The sequence below is a fragment of the Flavobacterium sp. genome, assembly GCF_027484705.1.
Taxonomy (GTDB): Bacteria; Bacteroidota; Bacteroidia; order Flavobacteriales; family Flavobacteriaceae; genus Flavobacterium.
Window position 1 is genome coordinate 261547 of the sequence record NZ_JAIXSL010000007.1, and the last position, 20993, is coordinate 282539.

Annotated in this window: 14 protein-coding genes; 2 read left to right on the forward strand and 12 right to left on the reverse strand. The window is 41.5% G+C overall.

All coding sequences use genetic code 11. From position 1 onward, the window contains the following. Positions 1-52 precede the first annotated feature (52 nt). Positions 53-2677, reverse strand: coding sequence for a TonB-dependent receptor (locus tag Q0058_RS03240; protein WP_298221298.1), 2625 nt, complete (start codon positions 2675-2677; stop codon positions 53-55). Between the two features lie 155 nt (positions 2678-2832). Here Q0058_RS03240 and Q0058_RS03245 point away from each other — a divergent pair, with 155 nt between their 5' ends. Continuing rightward, on the forward strand, positions 2833-3858 hold the full coding sequence (locus tag Q0058_RS03245) for a LacI family DNA-binding transcriptional regulator (protein WP_298221299.1): 1026 nt from the start codon (positions 2833-2835) through the stop codon (positions 3856-3858). Between the two features lie 18 nt (positions 3859-3876). On the opposite strand, the gene queG is transcribed toward Q0058_RS03245, so the two are convergent. From queG to Q0058_RS03295, 10 genes are all read right to left on the reverse strand, one after another. Continuing rightward, the gene (gene queG, locus Q0058_RS03250; protein WP_298221300.1) at positions 3877-4797 is read right to left on the reverse strand and encodes a tRNA epoxyqueuosine(34) reductase QueG; all 921 of its coding nucleotides are present in this window, start codon (positions 4795-4797) and stop codon (positions 3877-3879) included. Positions 4798-4928: 131 nt separating this feature from the next. Next, positions 4929-5951 carry a Holliday junction branch migration DNA helicase RuvB gene (gene ruvB / locus Q0058_RS03255; RefSeq protein WP_298221301.1) on the reverse strand — a complete coding sequence of 341 codons (1023 nt, stop codon included), beginning with the start codon at positions 5949-5951 and terminating at the stop codon, positions 4929-4931. An 82-nt stretch (positions 5952-6033) separates the two neighbouring features. Then, the gene (locus Q0058_RS03260) at positions 6034-7842 is read right to left on the reverse strand and encodes a cbb3-type cytochrome c oxidase subunit I (protein WP_298221302.1); all 1809 of its coding nucleotides are present in this window, start codon (positions 7840-7842) and stop codon (positions 6034-6036) included. A 28-nt stretch (positions 7843-7870) separates the two neighbouring features. After that, the gene (locus Q0058_RS03265) at positions 7871-9034 is read right to left on the reverse strand and encodes a cytochrome c oxidase subunit II (RefSeq protein WP_298221303.1); all 1164 of its coding nucleotides are present in this window, start codon (positions 9032-9034) and stop codon (positions 7871-7873) included. An 18-nt stretch (positions 9035-9052) separates the two neighbouring features. Next, on the reverse strand, positions 9053-10534 hold the full coding sequence (locus tag Q0058_RS03270; RefSeq protein WP_298221304.1) for a quinol:cytochrome C oxidoreductase: 1482 nt from the start codon (positions 10532-10534) through the stop codon (positions 9053-9055). Positions 10535-10564: 30 nt separating this feature from the next. Continuing rightward, positions 10565-11107 (reverse strand): cytochrome c, encoded by a 543-nt coding sequence (locus tag Q0058_RS03275; RefSeq protein ID WP_298221305.1) that lies wholly within the window; start codon positions 11105-11107, stop codon positions 10565-10567. A gap of 4 nt (positions 11108-11111) precedes the next feature. Next, positions 11112-11639, reverse strand: a complete 528-nt coding sequence (locus Q0058_RS03280) for a DUF3341 domain-containing protein (RefSeq protein WP_298221306.1) — start codon at positions 11637-11639, stop codon at positions 11112-11114. Beyond that, positions 11632-13035, reverse strand: coding sequence for an NrfD/PsrC family molybdoenzyme membrane anchor subunit (gene nrfD, locus Q0058_RS03285; RefSeq protein ID WP_298221307.1), 1404 nt, complete (start codon positions 13033-13035; stop codon positions 11632-11634). Before nrfD ends, Q0058_RS03280 begins: the two co-directional genes overlap by 8 nt. Before the next feature lie 28 nt (positions 13036-13063). Then, positions 13064-16123: a TAT-variant-translocated molybdopterin oxidoreductase gene (locus tag Q0058_RS03290; RefSeq protein WP_298221308.1), complete on the reverse strand. Its 3060-nt coding sequence runs from the start codon at positions 16121-16123 to the stop codon at positions 13064-13066. A 36-nt stretch (positions 16124-16159) separates the two neighbouring features. Beyond that, positions 16160-17503 (reverse strand): c-type cytochrome, encoded by a 1344-nt coding sequence (locus Q0058_RS03295; RefSeq protein WP_298221309.1) that lies wholly within the window; start codon positions 17501-17503, stop codon positions 16160-16162. Between the two features lie 216 nt (positions 17504-17719). Here Q0058_RS03295 and Q0058_RS03300 point away from each other — a divergent pair, with 216 nt between their 5' ends. Beyond that, positions 17720-18109, forward strand: coding sequence for an SPOR domain-containing protein (locus Q0058_RS03300; protein WP_298221310.1), 390 nt, complete (start codon positions 17720-17722; stop codon positions 18107-18109). 80 nt (positions 18110-18189) lie between these two features. Here the strand turns inward: Q0058_RS03300 and infB are convergent, their stop codons facing one another. After that, entirely contained in the window at positions 18190-20919 is a 2730-nt protein-coding gene (infB, locus tag Q0058_RS03305) for a translation initiation factor IF-2 (protein ID WP_298221311.1), read from the reverse strand. Positions 20920-20993: the final 74 nt, after the last annotated feature.

Below are 20993 nucleotides of genomic sequence, written 5' to 3' on the forward strand. Positions count from 1 at the left end.
GCATTATAAAAATACAGGAATTGTTAACTAAACAAAACATCTTGAATTATTATTAGAACCTGTAGGACAATGCCATCGAAACAGATCGTCCTGGCAAAGGTCTCGCTCTTACATAGTTTACGGTATTCTCTACAATTTTTCCTTCTTCAGCTTCAGTAATCGCTAAAGTGTCGAACAAGTTATTGCCGGCAACGTTTAATGACAATCCTTTGGTAATGGCAAATTCAACAAAACCGTTGACAATCACGTAACCATTCATCACCAAATCATTAGAATCTTGTGCGTATGATTTCGTTTGTCCGATGAAACTCAATCCTAAAGTATTTTTCTTTTGAGAAAATTTATATGTCGGAATGAAATTATACATCATTTTAGGCTGTCTTCTAGGCTCGTTTCCTTCGTTGCCGCCTGAAGTAATTTCAGCTTTGGTGTAAGTAAAACCGCCGCGTAGGTTCAAATCGTCCGTCATATTGTAAGAAGTCTCCAATTCCAATCCCATAGATTTGTAATCGTTTTGGATGAAACTGTTGGAAGTCGCTTCAAATCCGCCTTCTTCGTTTGTGATGGCGTTGAATAAAGTAGCGTACAAATAACCTTTAGTGAATTTTCTTTTGTATCCGATTTCTGCCTGAGTCAAGTAATCGATGTTTTTCACTTTATCGCCATCCAAATAATTCATACTGGAATCGAACAAAATACGATCGGCTTTAGCGGAAGCGCCGCGGCTGAAACGCGCAAATACTGATTGCGTATCAGACAACAAATAATTGGCACCTGCAGAATAAGAAACGTAATCGTAATCGTAATCAACAGTCGTTGGTTTGGCATTATTGACCGCAAACACATTTTGTTCCGGCGCTGAAATAACACCGTCATTGTTGATGTCGTAAGCTTTAGAAGTTCCTCCGGCAAAAGATCCGGTCACTTTTCCTTTGTCATAACGCAGACCGCCTTCGAGCGAAAGTTTGTCTGTGGCTTCGTAAGAAATGTTGGCATAAGGCGCTGTAACATCGTATTGCGTGTCGTAGTTTCTGGCCAAATTCCCCCATGCTGGTGTTCCGTATGCATACAAACCGTTTTCAGAAAGTAAGTTTCCTGCGGCGTCAGAAACATTAATCAAACGAGGATTGTCATCAGACACTTCCTGCAAATAAGAATTCCACAACCAGGACATCGAAATGTTCTGAATGGATTTGAAATATCCGGCGGTGATGCCCACTTTGTCAAACTTTTTAGTCAATCGCAAATCGTTCATGAAGTTGTCAAAATTGTTCAATTGCGTATCGAACATGTGAATTCTGGCTACCAAACCGTTAGGCGTATTGAATGCCGCACCATTGTCTGCATAAGATAAAGTAGCGCCGGTGCCAAAAGAACCAGCAATCGCTGCAGCTGTTCCTACTTCTGCAGGAAAAGGAGCGATAAACAATCCTTTGTTCGAGGCATAACGAATGTTATCGGTGACTTTCCAGTCGCTGTCTAGATCGAATGAAGCGCTGGCTCCAATAGATTTTGACACGGGATTCATCCCATCTTTAACCGAAGCACGACGCAATTGACCGTCTGGACCAAGACCTAAATCATGCGTGAGATATATCGATTGTAAAGCACCATGTGTCGCATCAAAACCATCGACATTGCCCCAAGTCGGATTCGAATTGGTTCCGGTTACTTTTACAGGCATAGGCATATAAGCCGCCGCTTTATCGTTGAGGAATTTAGCATACACAGTCACAAATCCTTTTTCGAACTCTTTGGTAAGGTTTAATTTAATTTGTCCGCCGTTGTTGGCATTGAAGCCCGTTTGTCTGACACCTTCTCCGGTTCTGTAAAAACCACCGGCGTGAAAATACAAGCCATCGCCTACTCTAGCACCATAATCTAAATCGGTTCTGAAATTGTTGTAATCCAATCCGAAACTACTGGTCATCGTACCGCCTTCCGTTTTACCGGTTTTGCTAATGAAATTGATGATTCCGCCCGGAGCATTCGAGGACAAAACTGAAGCAGAACCACCTCGGATTGCTTCAATTTTTGAAATATTCCCATCAAAACGGGTGAATATATCTGCAGTAGCAAATGAGATGTCGCCATATAAAAGCACTGGCAAACCATCTTCCTGAAGTTGTAAATATTTAGATCCGCCCGAAGAAATAGGCACACCGCGAACCGCGATATTGGCATTTCCTTCACCGCCTGAAGACTCTGAACGTATCCCTGGAATGGTTCTGAAAATCTCTGCAGTCGAACGTGGCGCTGATTGTTCCACTTGTTTGACGTCTAAAGTGGTAATCGAAACACTGGATTTGATTTTGGCTCTAGGATTGACAACCCCAGTAACCACAACATCATCCAAAACATTGGCATCGTCTGCCATGGTAATGTTCTGAATGGTATTGCCCGCGACTTCCACTTTCATTTTTGTGGTTTTAAACCCAACGAATGAAGCCACGACTTCTACAGTGCCGTTGGCAAGATTTGAAAAGGTGTATTTTCCTTCCGAATCGGTTGAAGTGCCTTTTCCGGTATTGGTAATGGTAACATTCACTGCCGGAATCGGATTTCCTTTAGCATCGGAGACGATACCAGACAGTGCATTTTGCGAGAAGGCGCAATGAAACAGCAGCAGCATCGCCAACAGCCCGAGCCTTTTCATAAGCAAAGTAGTTTTTTTCATGGTTTAAAATTGTTTGATTACTAAATATTGCGTTTATTTATTTCGAAATTAGATTTTATACTGTTAAAAAATGAGATAATCTTTTCGAAAACGTTTTCGAAATCACCGAAAACGTTTTCGAAACTTTTGTGATATTTTATTTCCATATTTGTCCTATGAAAAACACGACGCTCAAAGAAATTGCTGAAACGCTCGGAATCTCGATTACTACGGTGTCAAAAGCATTAAAAAGTTATCCTGATGTCAGTGAGAAAACGCGTAATGCCGTCATTGCATTGGCTGAGAAACTTCAATATACGCCCAATTCTTTCGCTGTAAACCTTAGAACCAAAGAATCGAAAACGATTGGTTTGATCATTCCTGAAGTGGTGCATCATTTTTTTTCAGGGATTGTGAATGGCATCATCGCCGAAGCGGAAAAAAACGGCTATCTCGTAATCATTCTCCAATCAAACGAATCGCTGGAATTGGAAAAGAAACAAGTCGCGCTTTTGATAAACAAACGCGTTGACGGTATTTTGATGGCGCTTTCAAACGATTCCAACGACGACGACCATATCAAAGAGATTCTAAACCGCAAGATTCCTTTTGTGCAGTTCGATAAAATTTCGAAACTAATCCCCAGTTCGAAGGTAATCATCAACGACCAAAAAGCCGCTATGGAGGCCGTGCAACATCTGATTGATCAAGGCTGTAAAAAAATCGCACACATTCGAGGTCCTGTAAATCCGCAAAACGCTATAGACCGATTCTTGGGTTATAAAAAAGCATTGGAAAAAAACGACATCCCTTACGATTCGAGTTTGGTGTACACCTGCAAAAACGTCACTTTTGAGGAAGGTTTGGCCTTTGCAGAACAAATCACCAGAGAACATTCCGATGTGGATGGTATTTTTGTAATTACGGATTTGGTGGCCGTCGGTGTTTTGACGTATTGCAACCAAAATAACATTAAAATCCCTCAGGATATTGCGGTCATTGGATTTAGCAATTGGTTTATGTCGCAGGTGATGACGCCACAATTGAGCACCGTGGACCAACCGAGTTACGACATGGGCGTAGCTGCTTTTACCATTTTGTTGGAGGAAATGATTTGCCACAAAGACGGCGTAATTTTCAAGCCCAAAACCGTGGAACTTCCGACGAGCATCATCGTGCGCGGTTCGTCTTTAAGAAACTAAACAAGATTGTTCCTTAAATTATTTTAGGAAATCAATATTGCGTTTGAGCCCTTCGAACTTAGTGCGCTTGACGGCAGAATTCTTAAATACTTTTTGAAACGTATCGGCGGTAATCTCTTCCCAATCTTTTTTGGTCATTAACAAGAGTTCGGGATGAGGATCGAATAGCGGTTCTTGGTGTGCTTTCGAAAAGCGGTTCCATGGGCAAACGTCCTGGCAGATATCGCAACCGAAAGCCCAATCGTCAAATTTTCCTTTCATTTCTGCAGGAATATTGTCTTTGAGTTCGATCGTGAAATACGAAATGCATTTGCTGCCGTCAACCACATAAGGCGCTACAATGGCTTCGGTTGGGCAAGCGTCAAGGCAAGCCGTGCACGAACCACAATGGTCGGTTGTCGTATGGTCATAATCGAGTTCCAGATCAATGACGAGTTCTGCAATGAAATAGAATGAACCGATGGTTTTGGTGAGTAAGTTGCTGTTTTTGCCGATCCAACCAAGTCCGCTTTTGGCCGCCCAGGCTTTGTCGAGCACCGGGGCCGAATCTACGAAAGCGCGACCGGAAACTTCACCTATGTTTTCGCGAATGGAATGCAACAATTCGTTAAGTTTTTCTTTGATGACAAAATGATAATCTTGTCCGTAGGCGTATTTGGAAATCTTATAAGTATTTTCAACTTGGGTTTCTGTTGGATAATAATTGAGCAACAGCGACACCACACTTTTGGCATCGTCAACAAGTAGATTTGGATTCAGTCGTTTGTCAAAATGGTTTTCCATATAGGCCATTTGACCGTGCTGGTTTTGGTGGAGCCAACGTTCGAGCCTTGGCGCTTCTGCTTCGAGAAAACCTGATTTGGAAATACCGCAAGACAAAAATCCGAGACGTTGCGCTTCGGATTTGATGAATTTCGTATTAATTTCCTTATTGTTCATCGTTAGTCTGATGCGTTAGGGATTGTAGCAATTGTTTGAGCTCTTTTTTGTTTTAATGATAAGTTCCCGATTTCGCAGGGATCACAAAACAAAAAAAGCGAGTGCGAAAAGCCCGACCCTTGGGTAACGCCCTAGAACAATCCGCCCTGAATATTGGTTCTTATTTTACCCAAATGCTTGTAGGCCTTTTCAGTGACTTCGCGTCCGCGTGGCGTGCGCATGATGAAGCCTTCCTGAATCAGAAACGGTTCGTAGACTTCCTCGATGGTTTCGCTGCTTTCGGAAACCGCTGTCGCTAAAGTGGACAAACCTACCGGGCCGCCTTTGAATTTGTCGATGATGGTCGTGAGGATTTTGTTGTCCATTTCGTCGAGACCGTGTGCATCTACGTTGAGCGCTTTTAAGGCATAACGAGCGATCTCAATATCGATTTTACCATTGCCTTTGATTTGGGCGAAATCGCGTACACGGCGTAACAATGCGTTGGCGATACGAGGTGTTCCGCGGCTTCTTCCGGCGATTTCTATGGCGGCTTCCATCGTGATCGGCATTTTGAGAATCATCGAACTGCGTTGCACAATTGAGGTTAATAATTCGGTTGTATAATATTGTAATCGGCTTTGGATTCCGAAACGCGCGCGCATCGGTGCGGTCAGCAATCCTGAACGGGTTGTGGCGCCAACGAGCGTGAATGGATTAAGGTTAATTTGGACTGTTCTAGCGTTTGGGCCTGACTCGATCATGATATCGATTTTAAAGTCCTCCATGGCCGAATACAGGTACTCTTCTACAATCGGGCTCAATCGGTGGATTTCGTCAATAAAAAGCACGTCCCTGTCTTCCAGGTTGGTCAGCAATCCGGCTAGGTCTCCGGGTTTGTCGAGTACCGGACCCGAAGTGATTTTGATGCCCACACCCAATTCGTTGGCGAGAATGTTGGCCAATGTGGTTTTACCCAATCCCGGTGGGCCATGAAATAAAGTATGGTCTAAAGCTTCAGCCCTTTGGTTGGCGGCTTCAACAAATACTTTGAGGTTGTCGAGGATTTGGTCTTGTCCGGAAAAATCATCGAAAGAAAGCGGTCTCAGTCTTTTTTCGAGATCAAGTTCTTCGGGATTGTAGCCGGTATTTGTGGGGTCTAAATGCTCGTTCATGTTACAAATATAAGGAAATAGTTGGGCTAGAAATAAAAATGCCTTTCGATGAGGAAAGGCATTTTTTATAAGTATTTACAGACTAGTGGTGCAATTGTTCTTCGCCTGGTTTCATCGGGACATTCTGAGGAACGAAATCATCGTCATGTCCTGGTTTGCTGTAATCATATGGCCAACGGTGTACGTGAGGGATTTCTCCCGGCCAGTTTCCGTGGATGTGTTCGATAGGCGCTGTCCATTCTAAAGTATTCGATTTCCATGGGTTCTGAACCGTTTTCTTTCCGTAGAAAATACTGTAGAAGAAGTTGAACAAGAACACCAATTGGAATACACCTCCGACTAAAGCGAAAGTCGTGATCAATACGTTTACGTTTTGAAGGTCGTCGAACAATGGGAAGTTCGTATTGGTATAATAACGTCTTGGCAAACCGGCCAATCCGATAAAGTGCATTGGGAAAAATACGCCATAAGCACAAACCGCCGTTACCCAAAAGTGGATATAACCTAAGTTCTTATTGAGCATACGCTTGAACATTTTTGGGAACCAGTGGTAGATTCCGGCAAACATTCCGTAAAGAGCAGAAATACCCATTACCAAGTGGAAGTGTGCTACTACGAAATAAGTATCGTGTACGTTTATATCTAAGGTACTGTCTCCAAGAATGATTCCTGTTAAACCTCCGGTGATGAAAGTAGAAACCAATCCGATAGAGAATAACATCGCAGGATTCATCTGCAAATTCCCTTTCCAAAGTGTCGTGATGTAGTTGAATGCTTTTACAGCAGATGGAATCGCAATCAATAAAGTTGTAAAGGTAAATACCGAACCAAGGAAAGGATTCATCCCCGACATAAACATATGGTGACCCCAAACAATCGTTGACAAAAACGCAATCGCGATAATTGACATGATCATGGCTCTGTAACCGAAGATTGGTTTACGCGAATTCGTAGCAATCACTTCGGAAGTAATTCCTAAAGCCGGCAACAATACAATGTAAACCTCTGGGTGTCCTAAGAACCAGAACAAGTGCTCGAACAATACCGGAGAACCACCTTGGTAGTGTAACACCTCTCCAGCGATATAAATATCAGACAAGAAGAATGAAGTCCCGAAACTTCTGTCCATGATTAACAATAAAGCTGCTGACAACAATACAGGGAATGAAATTACCCCGATAACTGCTGTGATGAAGAAAGCCCAAATGGTAAGAGGCAATCTTGTGAATGACATTCCTTTGGTTCTTAAGTTAAGCACTGTTACTATATAGTTCAAAGATCCTAACAAAGAAGACGCAATGAATATCGCCATAGAAACCAACCATAAAGTCATTCCTGCTCCTGAACCACCAATCGCTTGAGGCAAGGCACTCAAAGGCGGATAAATCGTCCAACCTGCTGATGCTGGTCCTGATTCTACAAATAGAGAACAAACCATCACAACGCTCGAAGTGAAGAACAACCAGTAAGAAACCATATTGAGGAATCCTGAGGCCATATCTCTTGCACCAATCTGAAGTGGAATCAATAGGTTACTAAACGTTCCACTCAAGGCAGCCGTCAATACGAAGAATACCATAATGGTTCCGTGAATCGTTACCAAAGCCAAATAGATATCATTAGTCATTACCCCGTTTGGAGCAAATTTATCACCTAATAAAAAGTTGAAAATTTTAAAAGATTCTTCAGGCCATGCCAATTGCATTCTGAAAAGCATTGACATACCTACACCAATAATACCCATAATAATACCTGTAATCAGATATTGTCTGGCGATCATTTTGTGATCAATAGAAAAGATATATTTGGTGATGAAGGTATCCTTATGGTGATGTTCGTGATCATGATCATGGGCATGGTCGTGTGCGTGATCTAGAGCTTCTGCTGACATAATATGTATACTTTATTAAATTTTATTTTTATTTTTTTACGACTTGAGCCATCATTTTAGCCTCAACAGGTTTCGCAGCTGAATCAGCCGGTTTGGCACTTCCTGCTCCTGCATCTGGTGCAGCTGTTGCTGTTTTAACCTCTTCGATTAAAGTCGGTTTTTCTTTCAACCATTTTTTGTAATCCTCTGGAGAGTCTACTACAATTTTCATTTGCATATTGTAGTGTGAAGCCCCGCAGATTTTATTACAAAGCAATAAATAATCAAAAGTGTAAGGATCTAAAGCCGTTTGTCCGGCAGCTACCAGTTCAGTACTTTTCTTAGTTCTAATAGCATTGATTCTGGCAACTTTTTCCTGCATGAAAGGCATCTCTCTCATTTCAGCAGTAGTGTAAATCGGTGTAAAGGCGAATTCTGTTACCATTCCGGGAACACAGTTCATCTGCGCTCTGAAGTGTGGCATGTAGGCTGAGTGCAATACGTCTTGCGAACGCATTTTAAAATGGATTTTTTTTCCTTTAGGAATGTGCAATTCGGTAACTACTTTATCATCTTGCGCGTTCGGATCAGCCAAATCAACACCTAAAGTATTTACACCTTCGATGTATCTTACGTTGGCTTTTCCAAGTACGTTATCGTCTCCTGAATATCTTGCGGTCCATTTGAATTGTTGGGCGTATAATTCGATTTCGATAGAGTCTTCGTCTTTGTCAATAAACATGATGTTAGACCATGCATACAATCCGTAAAGGATTAAACCTGCTAACACTACTGCTGGAATAACACTCCAGATGACTTCCAATTTATTGTTGTCTGCAAAGTATAAAGCCTTTTGGTCTTGTTTACCTCTGTATTTGAAAGCAAAATAATAAAGTAATGCTTGGGTGATGGTTTGTACAATGAAAATTAGAACCCAAGTGATGTTCATCAAATTATCAATCATACCACCATGTGCAGATGCAGGCGTATGAAGTGGCAAATCTCCCCATTTGATCAAACCATAAATGGTGAATATGTAAATGAAAGCCAAAAAGCCAAACATCAAATATCCCTGAACATTATTGTCATTATCATTCGCAATACCAGAATCATCAGACCCTACGCCTACTTGCGTTAAGTCAAATATCTTTGTTAACTGCCATAAGGCAATTGATAATAAAAATAGAACTATAATTACCAACAAACTTGTCATCTGTTTTTACTTTAAATATTAATAATGAAAATGTTTACTTTCTTCGATGTAAGGGTTTCTCTTCGGCAACAACGGCGCTTTGGTTAAAGCTGTGAAGACTACGAAGATGAACAACCCTAAGAAGAACAGAACCGAACTGATTTCAGAAACTCCAATGAACCACTGATCGCCAACGGTAGCTGGCATAATCATGTTGAAGAAATCTACGTAATGTCCTAATAAGATTACGGTTCCAGCCATGACCAATACCCAAGTGATTCGTTTGAAATCGGTATTGATTAAGATTAGGATTGGGAACACAAAGTTCATTACGACAGCTCCAAAGAACGGAAGGTTGTAGTTTTCGATTCTGGTGACGAAATAAGTTACCTCTTCAGGAATGTTCGCATACCAGATCAACATGAATTGTGAGAACCATAAATAAGTCCAGAATACGCTGATACCGAACATGAATTTCGCTAAATCGTGAATGTGGCTTGTGTTCACATGCTCTAAATATCCTTTGCCTTTCAAGTATAAAGTAATCATACAAATCGTAGTAATACCGCTTACGAAGAAACTGGCAAAAACGTACCATCCGAATAATGTACTAAACCAATGCGGGTCAAGCGACATAATCCAGTCCCAAGACATGATGGATTCGGTTACGATAAAGAACACTAAGAACATGGCTGAAATGTTGAAGTTCTTTTTGTAGAAACTGTTGTCGTTGGATTCGTCCTGAGCCAAACAGTTTTTTCTTGAGAAATAACGGTATAAATTCCAGCCTAACAAGAATATGGCAGCTCTGATAATCCAGAATGGGAAATTAAGATAACCTGCTTTGTTTTGGATGATTTTGTCTTCAGCAACTACCGCAGGATCCAACCATGGAAACATGTGGTTCATATGCATACCGCACAAAATCAATAGTAAAAAGAATATCACAGAACCAACCGGTAAATAAGCTGTGATTCCTTGCATCACTCTAAACAAAACCGGAGACCAACCTGCTTGTGCAACTTGTTGAATCGCATAAAAGGCTAAAACACCCATAGTAATTAACATGAAGAAAATACAAGCAACATATAAAGCGGACCAAGGTTTGTTTTGCAATTGGTGTAATACATGTTCTAAGTGCGCTTCGTGTGCTTTGTGAGCATCCGCTTCAGAAACGGTTTTCTCTTCTTTGTGTTTTACGACTTCAGGAGCAACAACCGCAACTTCCGTTTTTGTAGTATCTGCCAGTTTATCCAACGAATCTGTTACAGCCACTTTAGTTTCTGCTTTTACAGTGTCGTGAGCAACGGCTGCATTGGCTTCATGAGTGGCTTCTGCCTTAGGAGCTTCAGTTTCATGAGCAGCTTCTGCGTGGTGGCCTCCATGCTCATTAGCCGCTAAGATTTTCTCAACGTCCTCATTTGTTTTTGGCGCAGTTAAAAAACCATATCCAATCCCAAGGATACCGACGATCATCAGGATGAAGGAGAATGTTTTTAATTTACTTGAAAATGTATACATATCTATTAAGATCAGTTTGTTCTACAATTATTATTCGCTTTTAAGTTTCATCACGTACGATGCAACCAACCAACGCTCATGCGTATTCAATTGATTAGCATAAGAACCCATGGAGTTCAAACCATAAGTCTGTACGTGGAACACGCTGCCTTCAGTAATCGGTCTGTCTTTGTAACTAGGCACCCCAAGGAATTTCCCTTGCGTGACTAATTTTCCTTTTCCGTCACCCGCAGTACCATGACAAATCGCGCAATAGATGTCGAAAAGTTCTTTCGCTTTGTCCATATCTACAGCTGTTGAATCAAGTGGCGATTTTAAAGATGCTCTTGCTGCCTCTAAACCTGCTGTGGTGTTAGGATATTCGTATACTTCATATCCTCTGTTGATGGTTCCGTCGACAGGTAGTTGGCCTTCTTTACCGTTTTTAAAAGCATTCGATTCAGAATACGTTTCATAACCTACCGACTCATACATATTCGGCATGTACTGGTAGTTCGGGCTCGCATTGTTGTGGCAAGACGAAACAAAAACAGCCGTACAAACTAAAAGTGATATTTTATAGATGCTTTTCATAAGACTAATCATGCTTTTCAATTACTTTAACTTCTACTGCTCCTGTGCTTTGGAAAAATGAAACCAGTTCACTTTCGTTATTGTTAACGGCAACTTCCATCAGGAAGTGGTCATCAGTAGTTCTTACATCTGGGTTTTCAGCTGCTTTGAATGGCCACAATCTGCTTCTCATATAAAAAGTGATTACCATTAAGTGGGCTGCAAAGAATACGGTTTCCTCGAACATGATCGGCACGAAAGAAGGCATATTCTGGATATAGCTGAAACTTGGCTTACCTCCGATATCCTGAGGCCAGTCCATGATCATGACATAATTCATCATCCAGGTTCCAAAAGAAAGTCCGCACAAACCATAGATAAAAGCGCAGATCGCAATCCTTGTCGGGGCAATCCCCATCGCTTTATCCAAACCGTGAACCGGGAATGGCGTGAAAACTTCTTCAATATGGTGGTGTGCTGCTTTGGTCTTTTTGACAGCATCCATCAAAGTGTCATCGTCATTATAAATGGCGTAAATAACTTTATTACTCATGATGTGAATGTTTATGTGCTTCTCTTTCTCTGATATAATTTTCGCCTGTCGCTTTCAAAATCGTCTTAACCTCTGCTTGTGCAATTACCGGGAAGGTACGTGCATACAATAAGAATAAAACAAAGAAGAAACCGATAGTACCTATGAATATTCCAATATCGACGAATGTTGGTGAAAACATCGTCCAGGATGATGGAAGATAATCTCTGTGTAAGGAAGTCACGATGATTACAAAACGCTCAAACCACATTCCGATGTTTACGACAATCGAGATGATGAAAGAGAACATAATGCTCGTTCTTAATTTTTTGAACCACATGAATTGCGGAGAGAATACGTTACAAGTCATCATCGACCAGTAAGCCCACCAGTAAGGTCCGGTAGCTCTGTTCAAGAATGCGTATTGTTCATACTCTACTCCAGAATACCAAGCGATGAATAACTCTGTGATATACGCAACCCCAACGATAGAACCGGTAATCATGATGATAATGTTCATCAATTCGATATGTTGGATGGTGATGTATGCTTCTAGGTTTGAAACTTTTCTCATGATGATAAGCAGTGTGTTTACCATCGCAAATCCTGAGAATACCGCTCCTGCAACGAAGTACGGCGGGAAGATTGTAGTATGCCAACCAGGAATGACCGAGGTGGCGAAGTCCATCGATACGATGGTGTGTACGGAAAGTACCAGTGGTGTGGCCAAACCTGCAAGGACCAAAGAAACTTCTTCGAAACGTTGCCAATCTTTAGCTCTACCGCTCCACCCGAAACTTAAGATCGAGTAAATTCTTTTTTGGAATGGATTCACCGCGCGGTCACGAATCATCGCGAAGTCAGGCAAAAGTCCTGTCCACCAGAACACAAGTGAAACCGAAAGGTAAGTCGAGATGGCGAATACGTCCCAAAGCAATGGTGAGTTGAAGTTGACCCAAAGCGAACCGAATTGGTTTGGAATCGGCAATACCCAATAGGCTAACCAAGGACGGCCCATGTGGATGATCGGGAACAAACCTGCCTGTATTACCGAGAAAATCGTCATCGCTTCCGCAGATCGGTTGATCGCCATTCTCCATCGTTGGCGGAACAATAAAAGTACTGCGGAGATTAACGTTCCCGCGTGACCAATACCTACCCACCAAACGAAGTTCGTGATATCCCACGCCCAACCTACTGTTTTGTTCAATCCCCAAGTTCCGATACCGGTAGAAATGGTGTATATGATGCAACCTAATCCCCAAAGGAACGCGGCTAATGCAATTGAAAATACAATCCACCAATGTTTGTTGGCTTTCCCTTCAACTGGGGCAGCGACATCTACTGTTACGTCGTGATAGGTTTTATCACCGATAACTAAAGGTTTTCTAATACTTGAATCGTATATATGAGACATAATCCTTTAAATTGATTTTAATTTTTTCTTAAGTATTTCTGACTTTCACGTGGTAAAACACATTCGGTTTGGTTCCTACGTGCTCCAATAAGTGGTACATTCTTTCTTCTTCAGACAATGCTTTCACCTGGCTTGCTTCGTCATTGACGTCACCGAAAACCATAGCTCCGGAAGTACAGGCGGCAGAACATGCCGTTTGGAATTCACCATCTTTAATCGCTCTTCCGTCGCGTTTTGCGCTAAGGATTGTAGCTTGCGTCATTTGGATACACATTGAACATTTTTCCATCACCCCACGCGAACGAACGTTCACATCAGGATTCAAGACCATACGTCCTAAATCGTCATTCATATGGTAATCGAATTCGTTGTTTTTGCTGTATAAGAACCAGTTGAAACGACGTACTTTATAAGGGCAGTTGTTGGCGCAATATCTTGTACCTACACATCTGTTGTAAGCCATGTGGTTTTGACCTTGACGGCTGTGTGATGTTGCAGCAACAGGACAAACGGTTTCACAAGGTGCGTGGTTACAGTGCTGGCACATTACCGGCTGGAAGGCTACCTGAGGGTTGTCATTCGGATGTTCCATTTGACCGAAACCGCCCAATGAACCTTTGTCTCCGAACAATCCTTTGAAGTTTTCTTTTTTCTCATCGTCTTGTGCGAAAGTATCTTCAGAAGAATAATATCGGTCGATACGCAACCAGTGCATATCGCGGCTTCTTCTTACTTCCGATTTTCCTACGACAGGAACGTTGTTCTCCGCGTGACAAGCAATAACGCAGGCGCCACAACCAGTACAGGCGTTCAAGTCAATTGATAAATTGAAGTGATGTCCGACAGAACGGTCAAAAGTAGCCCATAAATCTACAGTAGTAGCGGCAACTTCCTGGTGATCCAGAGAAACCATCGGTTGTTCGTTCCAAACTTCAGCATCTTTCGTATTGAAGATTTCCAAAGTCGTTTCTTTGATGATATCGCCACGGCCCATTAAGGTTTTTTGCGATTGTACGCAAGCAAATTCATGCTCGCCAGCCGCTTTCTTAATTGATACCGATTGAACGTTATTGAAATTATTATATAAAGTGTAAGCGTTAACACCTACTTGCATTTCTTCTTTTAAAGCTGCTTTCTTTCCGTAACCAAAAGCCAAACCTAAAGTTCCTACAGCTTGTCCTGGTTGGATAATTACAGGAACGTTGTCTAATGTTTTTCCGTTAACGGTTAGTGTAGCATAGCTTCCATTCAAACCACCATTAGCAACATTGTGGTTTTCCAATCCTAGCTTTTCAGCATCAGCCCTCGAAACCGTTACGTAGTTGTCCCAAGAAACTCTTGTAATCGGATCAGGAAATTCCTGCAACCAAGGGTTGTTCGCTTGCTGTCCGTCACCCAAACCGGTTTTAGTGTATAAAACCAATTCATATCCGGCAGCGCTTTTAGCACCAGCCAAAATACTCGCAGCGGAAGCAAAATCAGCAGAACCACCAGAAGCGGCAGCTGAAGCGCCGACATAGATTCCGTCGTGCAATACTTTATTCCAAGTTGCGCCTGAAATTATAGTAGCTGCATTTGTTCTTAAATAATCGTAGTATGTTCCTGAAGTTCCGTTCCAAGACATCAAAGCTTCTTGGAATTGTTTGGTATCGAATAAAGGACGAATCGTTGGCTGTGTGATTCCATAAGAACCTTTCACAATCGAAACGTCATTCCATGATTCTAAATAATGTGGTGCAGCAGCAGCGATGGTAGCAACGGAAGCGGTTTCGTCTTCTTTCAATGAAAAGGCTACCGAAAGCGATACTTTTTTCAAAGCCGAAACGAATTCTTCGCTATTCGACAAAGTGTAAACCGGATTCACACCGCTCATGATCAAAGTATGTACATTTCCTGCTTTCATATCGGCGAGGAATTGCTTCATTTTTTCACTCGATCCTTTTCTGATTTGACGGGTTCCTGCGGTTGAGAAAGCTTCACTTCCTAACGCTTGGTTGATTGCCAAAACCAACATTTGTGCATTTTTATCTTGGATTCCGGAAACCAAAACGCCTTTAGAACCAGCTGCTTTTAATTGTTGCGCTGCTTTGATGACGGCTTCTTCGTTAGCGATTTTGTCAGTTCCTACCGACGAATTTGTAACGATATTGTATATTTTCACCAAAGCTTGTTTCTGATTTGCTACCGTCATCGGGATACGTTTGTCAGCTGCAGCTCCGGATAAAGTCATGTTCGCTTCCAATTGGAAATGACGTGACATTTTTCCATTTTTTGGGATTCTTCCTTGAGCGTAACCTCTGTCATAGCTTCCACCTTGCCAATCGCCAAGGAAATCAGCACCCACTGAAACAATTAAAGAAGCTTTTGAGAAATCATAATCGACTAAAGCTCTTTCGCCATAAACCGTTTCAAAAGCATCTAAAGCTTCTGATGAAGAAACCGCATCGTAAACGACGTGTTTGGCATTTGGGTTTTTAGCAATAAAATCGGCGATTAGTTTTTCAGTAGAAGGGCTTGCTAAAGTACTGGTCAACAAAACGGTTTGTTTTCCGCTTGTTTTAGCAGCCGCAAGACTTGCTTTTATTTTGGCATCAACATCAGCCCAAGTAGCGCTTTTACCTGCAATTTTTGGTTGCTTCAAACGCATGCTGTCATACAAAGAAAGTATCGAAGCATGGATTCTGGCATTGGCTGCAAATTTTGCACCCGGCATCGTGTTGTTGTCTATTTTGATAGGACGGCCTTCACGGGTTTTTACTAATAAATTAGCAAAATCAAAACCATCAAAAACAGAAGTTGCGTAATAATCGGCAACGCCCGGGATGATTTGTTCCGGTTGAAGTACATAAGGAATCGATTTATGAACTGGACCTTCACAAGCGGCCAATGTTGCGGCAGCGGTGCTAAATCCGACGTACTTTAAGAAATCACGACGTGTCGTTGAAGAAGTCGAAAGCGATTCTGCATCACTCAAAAATTCGTTAGTTGGAATTTCCTCAACAAATTCGTTATTTCTAAGTGCCTCAACAATAGAACTATTTTCGTTTAGTTCTTCAACACTTTTCCAGTATTTTTTGTTTGATGACATATTATATATAAATATTTAGCTTCTTAATAATTTCGATTAGTAGTGGCATTTACCGCATTCCAGACCACCCATTTGCGCCGCAGTCAATTTGTCTACGCCGTATTTTTTGGAAAGTTCTTCGTGAATTTTAGTGTAGTATTCGTTGCCTTCCATTTTGACATCGGTTTTTCTGTGGCATTCAATACACCAACCCATCGTAAGTGGAGCAAATTGTTTTTGAACCTCATAAGTCTGAACCGGACCGTGGCAAGTCTGACATTCAACGCCTCCAACGGTAACGTGTTGTGCGTGGTTGAAATAAACGAAATCAGGCAAGTTGTGAATACGAACCCATTTCACAGGTTGTGTTTTTCCGGTATACTTTTGAGTGGATTGATCCCAACCAACAGCCGCATATAATTTCTGGATTTCTCCATCGTAGAAAGCTTTTGAATGCTCTGGAGTAGCTGTAGTATCTGAAACTTCAGCAATATTCTTGTGGCAGTTCATACAAACATTCAAGGAAGGGATTCCTGCATTTTTGCTCACACGTGCTGCGGAGTGACAATATTTACAATTGATTCCGTTACTTCCTGCGTGGATTCTGTGAGAATAATGAATCGGTTGGATTGGCTCATAATTTTGATCAACACCAATTTGCATTAAATAGCCATAAACATAATATCCGCTGGCCAAAATCAAAAATATCGAAGTCACTAAAACTAAAAATTGGTTTCTTGCGAAAGCTTTCCAGATTGGTGTAGTCGGCTCTTTTGCCTCCACTTCAATGCCGTTTGATTTAGCAATTCTAGACAACACTCGGTTGACCATCACTAACATCACGACCAACATCAGCATCACAAGGGCAAGCGCGAATAAAATCAAATCATTCGAAACCCCACCAACATTGTTCTCTGCTCCACCAGCAGCTCCGGCTGTTGGAAGTGCTGCTACAGGCTCAGCTTTTGGCTCTGAAGTATAAGCGATAATATTATCAATATCAGCTTCTGATAATTGCGGAAATGCCGTCATCACCGCATTGTTGTTCTCCGCAAAAAGTTTCACGGCAGCCGCATCTCCTGATTTGATCATCTCAGAACTGTTGTGAACCCATTTGTAGATCCAGGCCATGTCGTGTTTGCCAGCAACACCTCGCAAGGCAGGCCCTGTAGACTTTGCATCGAGTTTGTGACAAGCCGCACAATTCGTGTTGAACAATTCTTTTCCTTTCACGGCATCACCTCCTCCGGTTGCAGCTGCAGCTGGAGCGGCGGGCGCTGTAGTAGCGGCGGTTGCCGGTGCGGGATTTTGTGCTATGGAAGTTAAGGAGAACGTTAGCAAAAATGCTAAACTAAAAATATAAATTCTTGAAATCGAATTATGGTTACCCACTTTTTTCATATTTTGAATGATTATCGACTAAAAATGGCGGAAACTTCACACTGAATATTCAGTATTTATTGACACCTTGTTTGAAAACTTGGACAAAAATACAATTAATGAACTATTCTTAAAACCTTAAAATACCCTTAAATATCAATTTATATTAATTCTAAATAATGTTTGTTGTTTTGTTTAATTTAAGAAATAGTACATTTGTATAAAAATCACCGCTTTATGAGAATTTTAACAATCAGAAACGCCTTTTTAACCGCTTCATTTTTAGGCATAAGTTGCATAAATTTATACGCACAGGACGGAAATTTGTCGTTCACCCAAGATCCGAAATTCGAACAGCTGTTAAATGAAAAAAGAAAAATTAACGCTTCGATTACCATCAATGACCGCTATAAAATTCAGATTTTTAATGGTGATAGCGAAACGGCAAAAAAGACCCTAAGCGATTTTAGAAAAGAGTACAAAAATTACGACGGAACCATCGTTTTTAGCACGCCAACTTATAAAGTATGGATTGGTAATTTCAAATCAAGAATTGAATCTGAACGCAATTTGGCAGAGCTCAAAAAAAAGTATCCGAATGCCTTTTTGATCAAGCCGAACAAATAATATATTTTGGTTTTTAATCATAAAAAAAGCGTCCTAATTCGGACGCTTTTTTTATTTGGGCTACTTTAATAAAGTAACTGTTATTTCAGTTTTTTCTTAACGGCAACTTCCTGGAACGCTTCGATAAGATCACGCTCTTCAATATCGTTGTAATTTTTGATCTGAATACCACAGTCATAACCTTTAGAAACTTCTTTTACGTCGTCTTTAAATCGTTTTAAAGCCACTAGTTCTCCAGTAAATACTACCACGCCTTCGCGAATAATTCTCACTTTCGAGTTTCTGCTAATCTTACCATCGGTTACCATACAACCTGCAATCGATCCGACTTTGGATATTTTGAAGATTTCCCTGATTTCTGCAGTTCCGGTGATTTCTTCTTTCATTTCCGGAGAAAGCATGCCTTCCATCGCATCTCTTAAATCGTCAATCGCATCATAGATGATTGAGTAATTACGGATATCGATTTCTTCTTTATCCGCCAATTGTCTGGCGTTTCCTGCAGGACGAACGTTGAATCCTATAATAATCGCATCGGAAGCGGAAGCCAACATTACGTCAGTTTCGGTAATCGCTCCAACACCTTTATGAATGATATTGATTTGTATTTCTTCTGTAGATAATTTCGAGAACGAATCTGACAAGGCTTCTACAGAACCATCCACGTCACCTTTGAGGATGATGTTCAATTCTTTAAACTGCCCTAAAGCGATACGTCTTCCAATTTCTGCCAGCGTAATGTGACGCTGAGTTCTTACGGATTGCTCACGCATCAATTGGGTTCGTTTGGCGGCAATCGCTTTGGCTTCTCTTTCGTCTTCAAAAACGTTGAATTTGTCACCGGCTGTCGCAGCGCCATCCAATCCTAAAACCGAAACTGGAGTTGATGGACCCGCTTCTTTAACCACGTGTCCGCGTTCGTCATGCATGGCTTTAATTTTACCATGATGCTTTCCTGCCAACATATAATCGCCTACTTTTAAAGTTCCGTTTTGAACTAAAATCGTAGACACATATCCTTTTCCTTTATCTAAGAAAGCCTCGACTACGGTTCCTGAAGCAAATTTGTTTGGGTTTGATTTCAAATCTAAAATCTCAGCTTCCAATAAAACTTTTTCAAGCAATTCTTTCACTCCAATTCCTGATTTTGCAGAGATGTCGTGCGACTGGATTTTTCCACCCCAATCTTCTACGAGCAAATTCATACCGGCAAGTCGTTCCTTGATTTTTTCAGGGTTCGCATTCGGTTTATCAATCTTATTGATGGCAAAAATGATTGGGACACCCGCTGCCTGAGCATGGCTGATGGCTTCTTTGGTTTGTGGCATGATATCATCATCCGCCGCAATCACAATAATCGCGATATCGGTTACTTGGGCTCCACGGGCACGCATCGCCGTAAAAGCTTCGTGTCCTGGCGTATCAAGAAATGCAATTTTTTGTCCGTTATCCAGCGTTACACCATAAGCACCAATGTGTTGGGTAATTCCTCCTGATTCGCCGGCAATAACGTTTTCCTTACGGATATAATCGAGTAATGAGGTTTTTCCGTGATCGACGTGACCCATAACGGTTACAATAGGTGCGCGGGTTACCAAATCTTCTTCGCGGTCTTGTTCAACCTGTATAGAATCTTCTAATTCCGTAGTGATGAATTCTACTTCATAACCAAATTCGTCTGCAACGATGGTTAATGTTTCAGCGTCGAGACGTTGGTTCATCGTTACCATGATTCCTAATGACATACAAGTTCCAATCACTTTGGTAATCGGCACATCCATCATCGTGGCAATTTCTCCAACAGTAACAAATTCCGTTACTTTGATGGTTTTGCTGCCTTCTTCAATCGCTCTTTGTTCGTCATCGGATTTCTGACGGTGCGTTTCCCTTTTATCACGTCTGTATTTAGCCGCTTTTGATTTTCCACCTTTCCCTTGGAGTTTCTCTAGAGTCTCACGGATTTGGTTTTTAACTTCCTCTTCTGTTGGCTCTACCTTGGCAACAATAGCAGGTCTGTTTCCTTTTACGAAGCCAGGTTTGCTGTCTCTGTTTCCTGTGTTTGGAGAGATTCTGTTCGGATTTGGACCACCTGCATTGGCTGTTCCTCCCGGTCTTGCCTCACCTGGTTTAGGCGGTATGCGTTTTCTTTTGTTCTTATTCGCATTGGCATTATTGGCATTAACACCAGGTTTGTTAGGGGTAATCTTTGGATCTTCTTTTTTCTTTTTAGGCTTCTCAAACTGCGACAAATCAATGGTTTGTCCTGTTAAAGTAGCTCCTGAAAGTTTTTGATATTGTGTAGTAATAGATTCATCGGCAGGGGCTTCATTTGGAACTACAGTTGCAGTTTTTTCAGCTTCTACAGGGGCTTCGTCTTTAATGACTTCTTGCTTAACCACCTCTTGTTTTTCAGCAACAGGTTCCGCTTTTTTAGGAGCAGGTTTAACAGGATTTAGGTCTATAGTCCCGATTTGTTTAGGACCAGTTACGACCGCTTTGGCCTTGATAACTTCCAGACGTTGACGCTCTTCGTCGCTTTTGCGTTTGTCTTCAATTTCCTTTTCGCGCTCTAAACGCAAGGCTTCTTTTTCTTTTCTTTTTTCTTCGCCTACTTCCTTAGAAGCTTCCTTATTCCCTTTATCGCCTGCAAATTGGTTTTGAAGAATTCCGTATTCAGCATCAGAAATCTTGGCATTCGGGTTGGCATCAATGACGATACCTTTATCTTTCAGATAATCAACTGCTCTTTCTAATGAAATATTGAATTCCCTTAAAACCTTGTTTATTCTTATTACTCTTTCTTCAGACATAAAATCTTTTTATTTGTACCTTTTTATTCCACTGCGCTCTGGCTTAGTTTTCCGAATGTCCACTGGACATTCTC

Coding starts and splice junctions, on each gene's coding strand:
- Q0058_RS03240 (WP_298221298.1), bottom strand. CDS start 2,677: ATGAAAAAAACTACTTTGCTTATGAAAAGGCTCGGGCTGTTGGCGATG.
- Q0058_RS03245 (WP_298221299.1), top strand. CDS start 2,833: ATGAAAAACACGACGCTCAAAGAAATTGCTGAAACGCTCGGAATCTCG.
- queG (WP_298221300.1), bottom strand. CDS start 4,797: ATGAACAATAAGGAAATTAATACGAAATTCATCAAATCCGAAGCGCAA.
- ruvB (WP_298221301.1), bottom strand. CDS start 5,951: ATGAACGAGCATTTAGACCCCACAAATACCGGCTACAATCCCGAAGAA.
- Q0058_RS03260 (WP_298221302.1), bottom strand. CDS start 7,842: ATGTCAGCAGAAGCTCTAGATCACGCACACGACCATGCCCATGATCAT.
- Q0058_RS03265 (WP_298221303.1), bottom strand. CDS start 9,034: ATGACAAGTTTGTTGGTAATTATAGTTCTATTTTTATTATCAATTGCC.
- Q0058_RS03270 (WP_298221304.1), bottom strand. CDS start 10,534: ATGTATACATTTTCAAGTAAATTAAAAACATTCTCCTTCATCCTGATG.
- Q0058_RS03275 (WP_298221305.1), bottom strand. CDS start 11,107: ATGAAAAGCATCTATAAAATATCACTTTTAGTTTGTACGGCTGTTTTT.
- Q0058_RS03280 (WP_298221306.1), bottom strand. CDS start 11,639: ATGAGTAATAAAGTTATTTACGCCATTTATAATGACGATGACACTTTG.
- nrfD (WP_298221307.1), bottom strand. CDS start 13,035: ATGTCTCATATATACGATTCAAGTATTAGAAAACCTTTAGTTATCGGT.
- Q0058_RS03290 (WP_298221308.1), bottom strand. CDS start 16,123: ATGTCATCAAACAAAAAATACTGGAAAAGTGTTGAAGAACTAAACGAA.
- Q0058_RS03295 (WP_298221309.1), bottom strand. CDS start 17,503: ATGAAAAAAGTGGGTAACCATAATTCGATTTCAAGAATTTATATTTTT.
- Q0058_RS03300 (WP_298221310.1), top strand. CDS start 17,720: ATGAGAATTTTAACAATCAGAAACGCCTTTTTAACCGCTTCATTTTTA.
- infB (WP_298221311.1), bottom strand. CDS start 20,919: ATGTCTGAAGAAAGAGTAATAAGAATAAACAAGGTTTTAAGGGAATTC.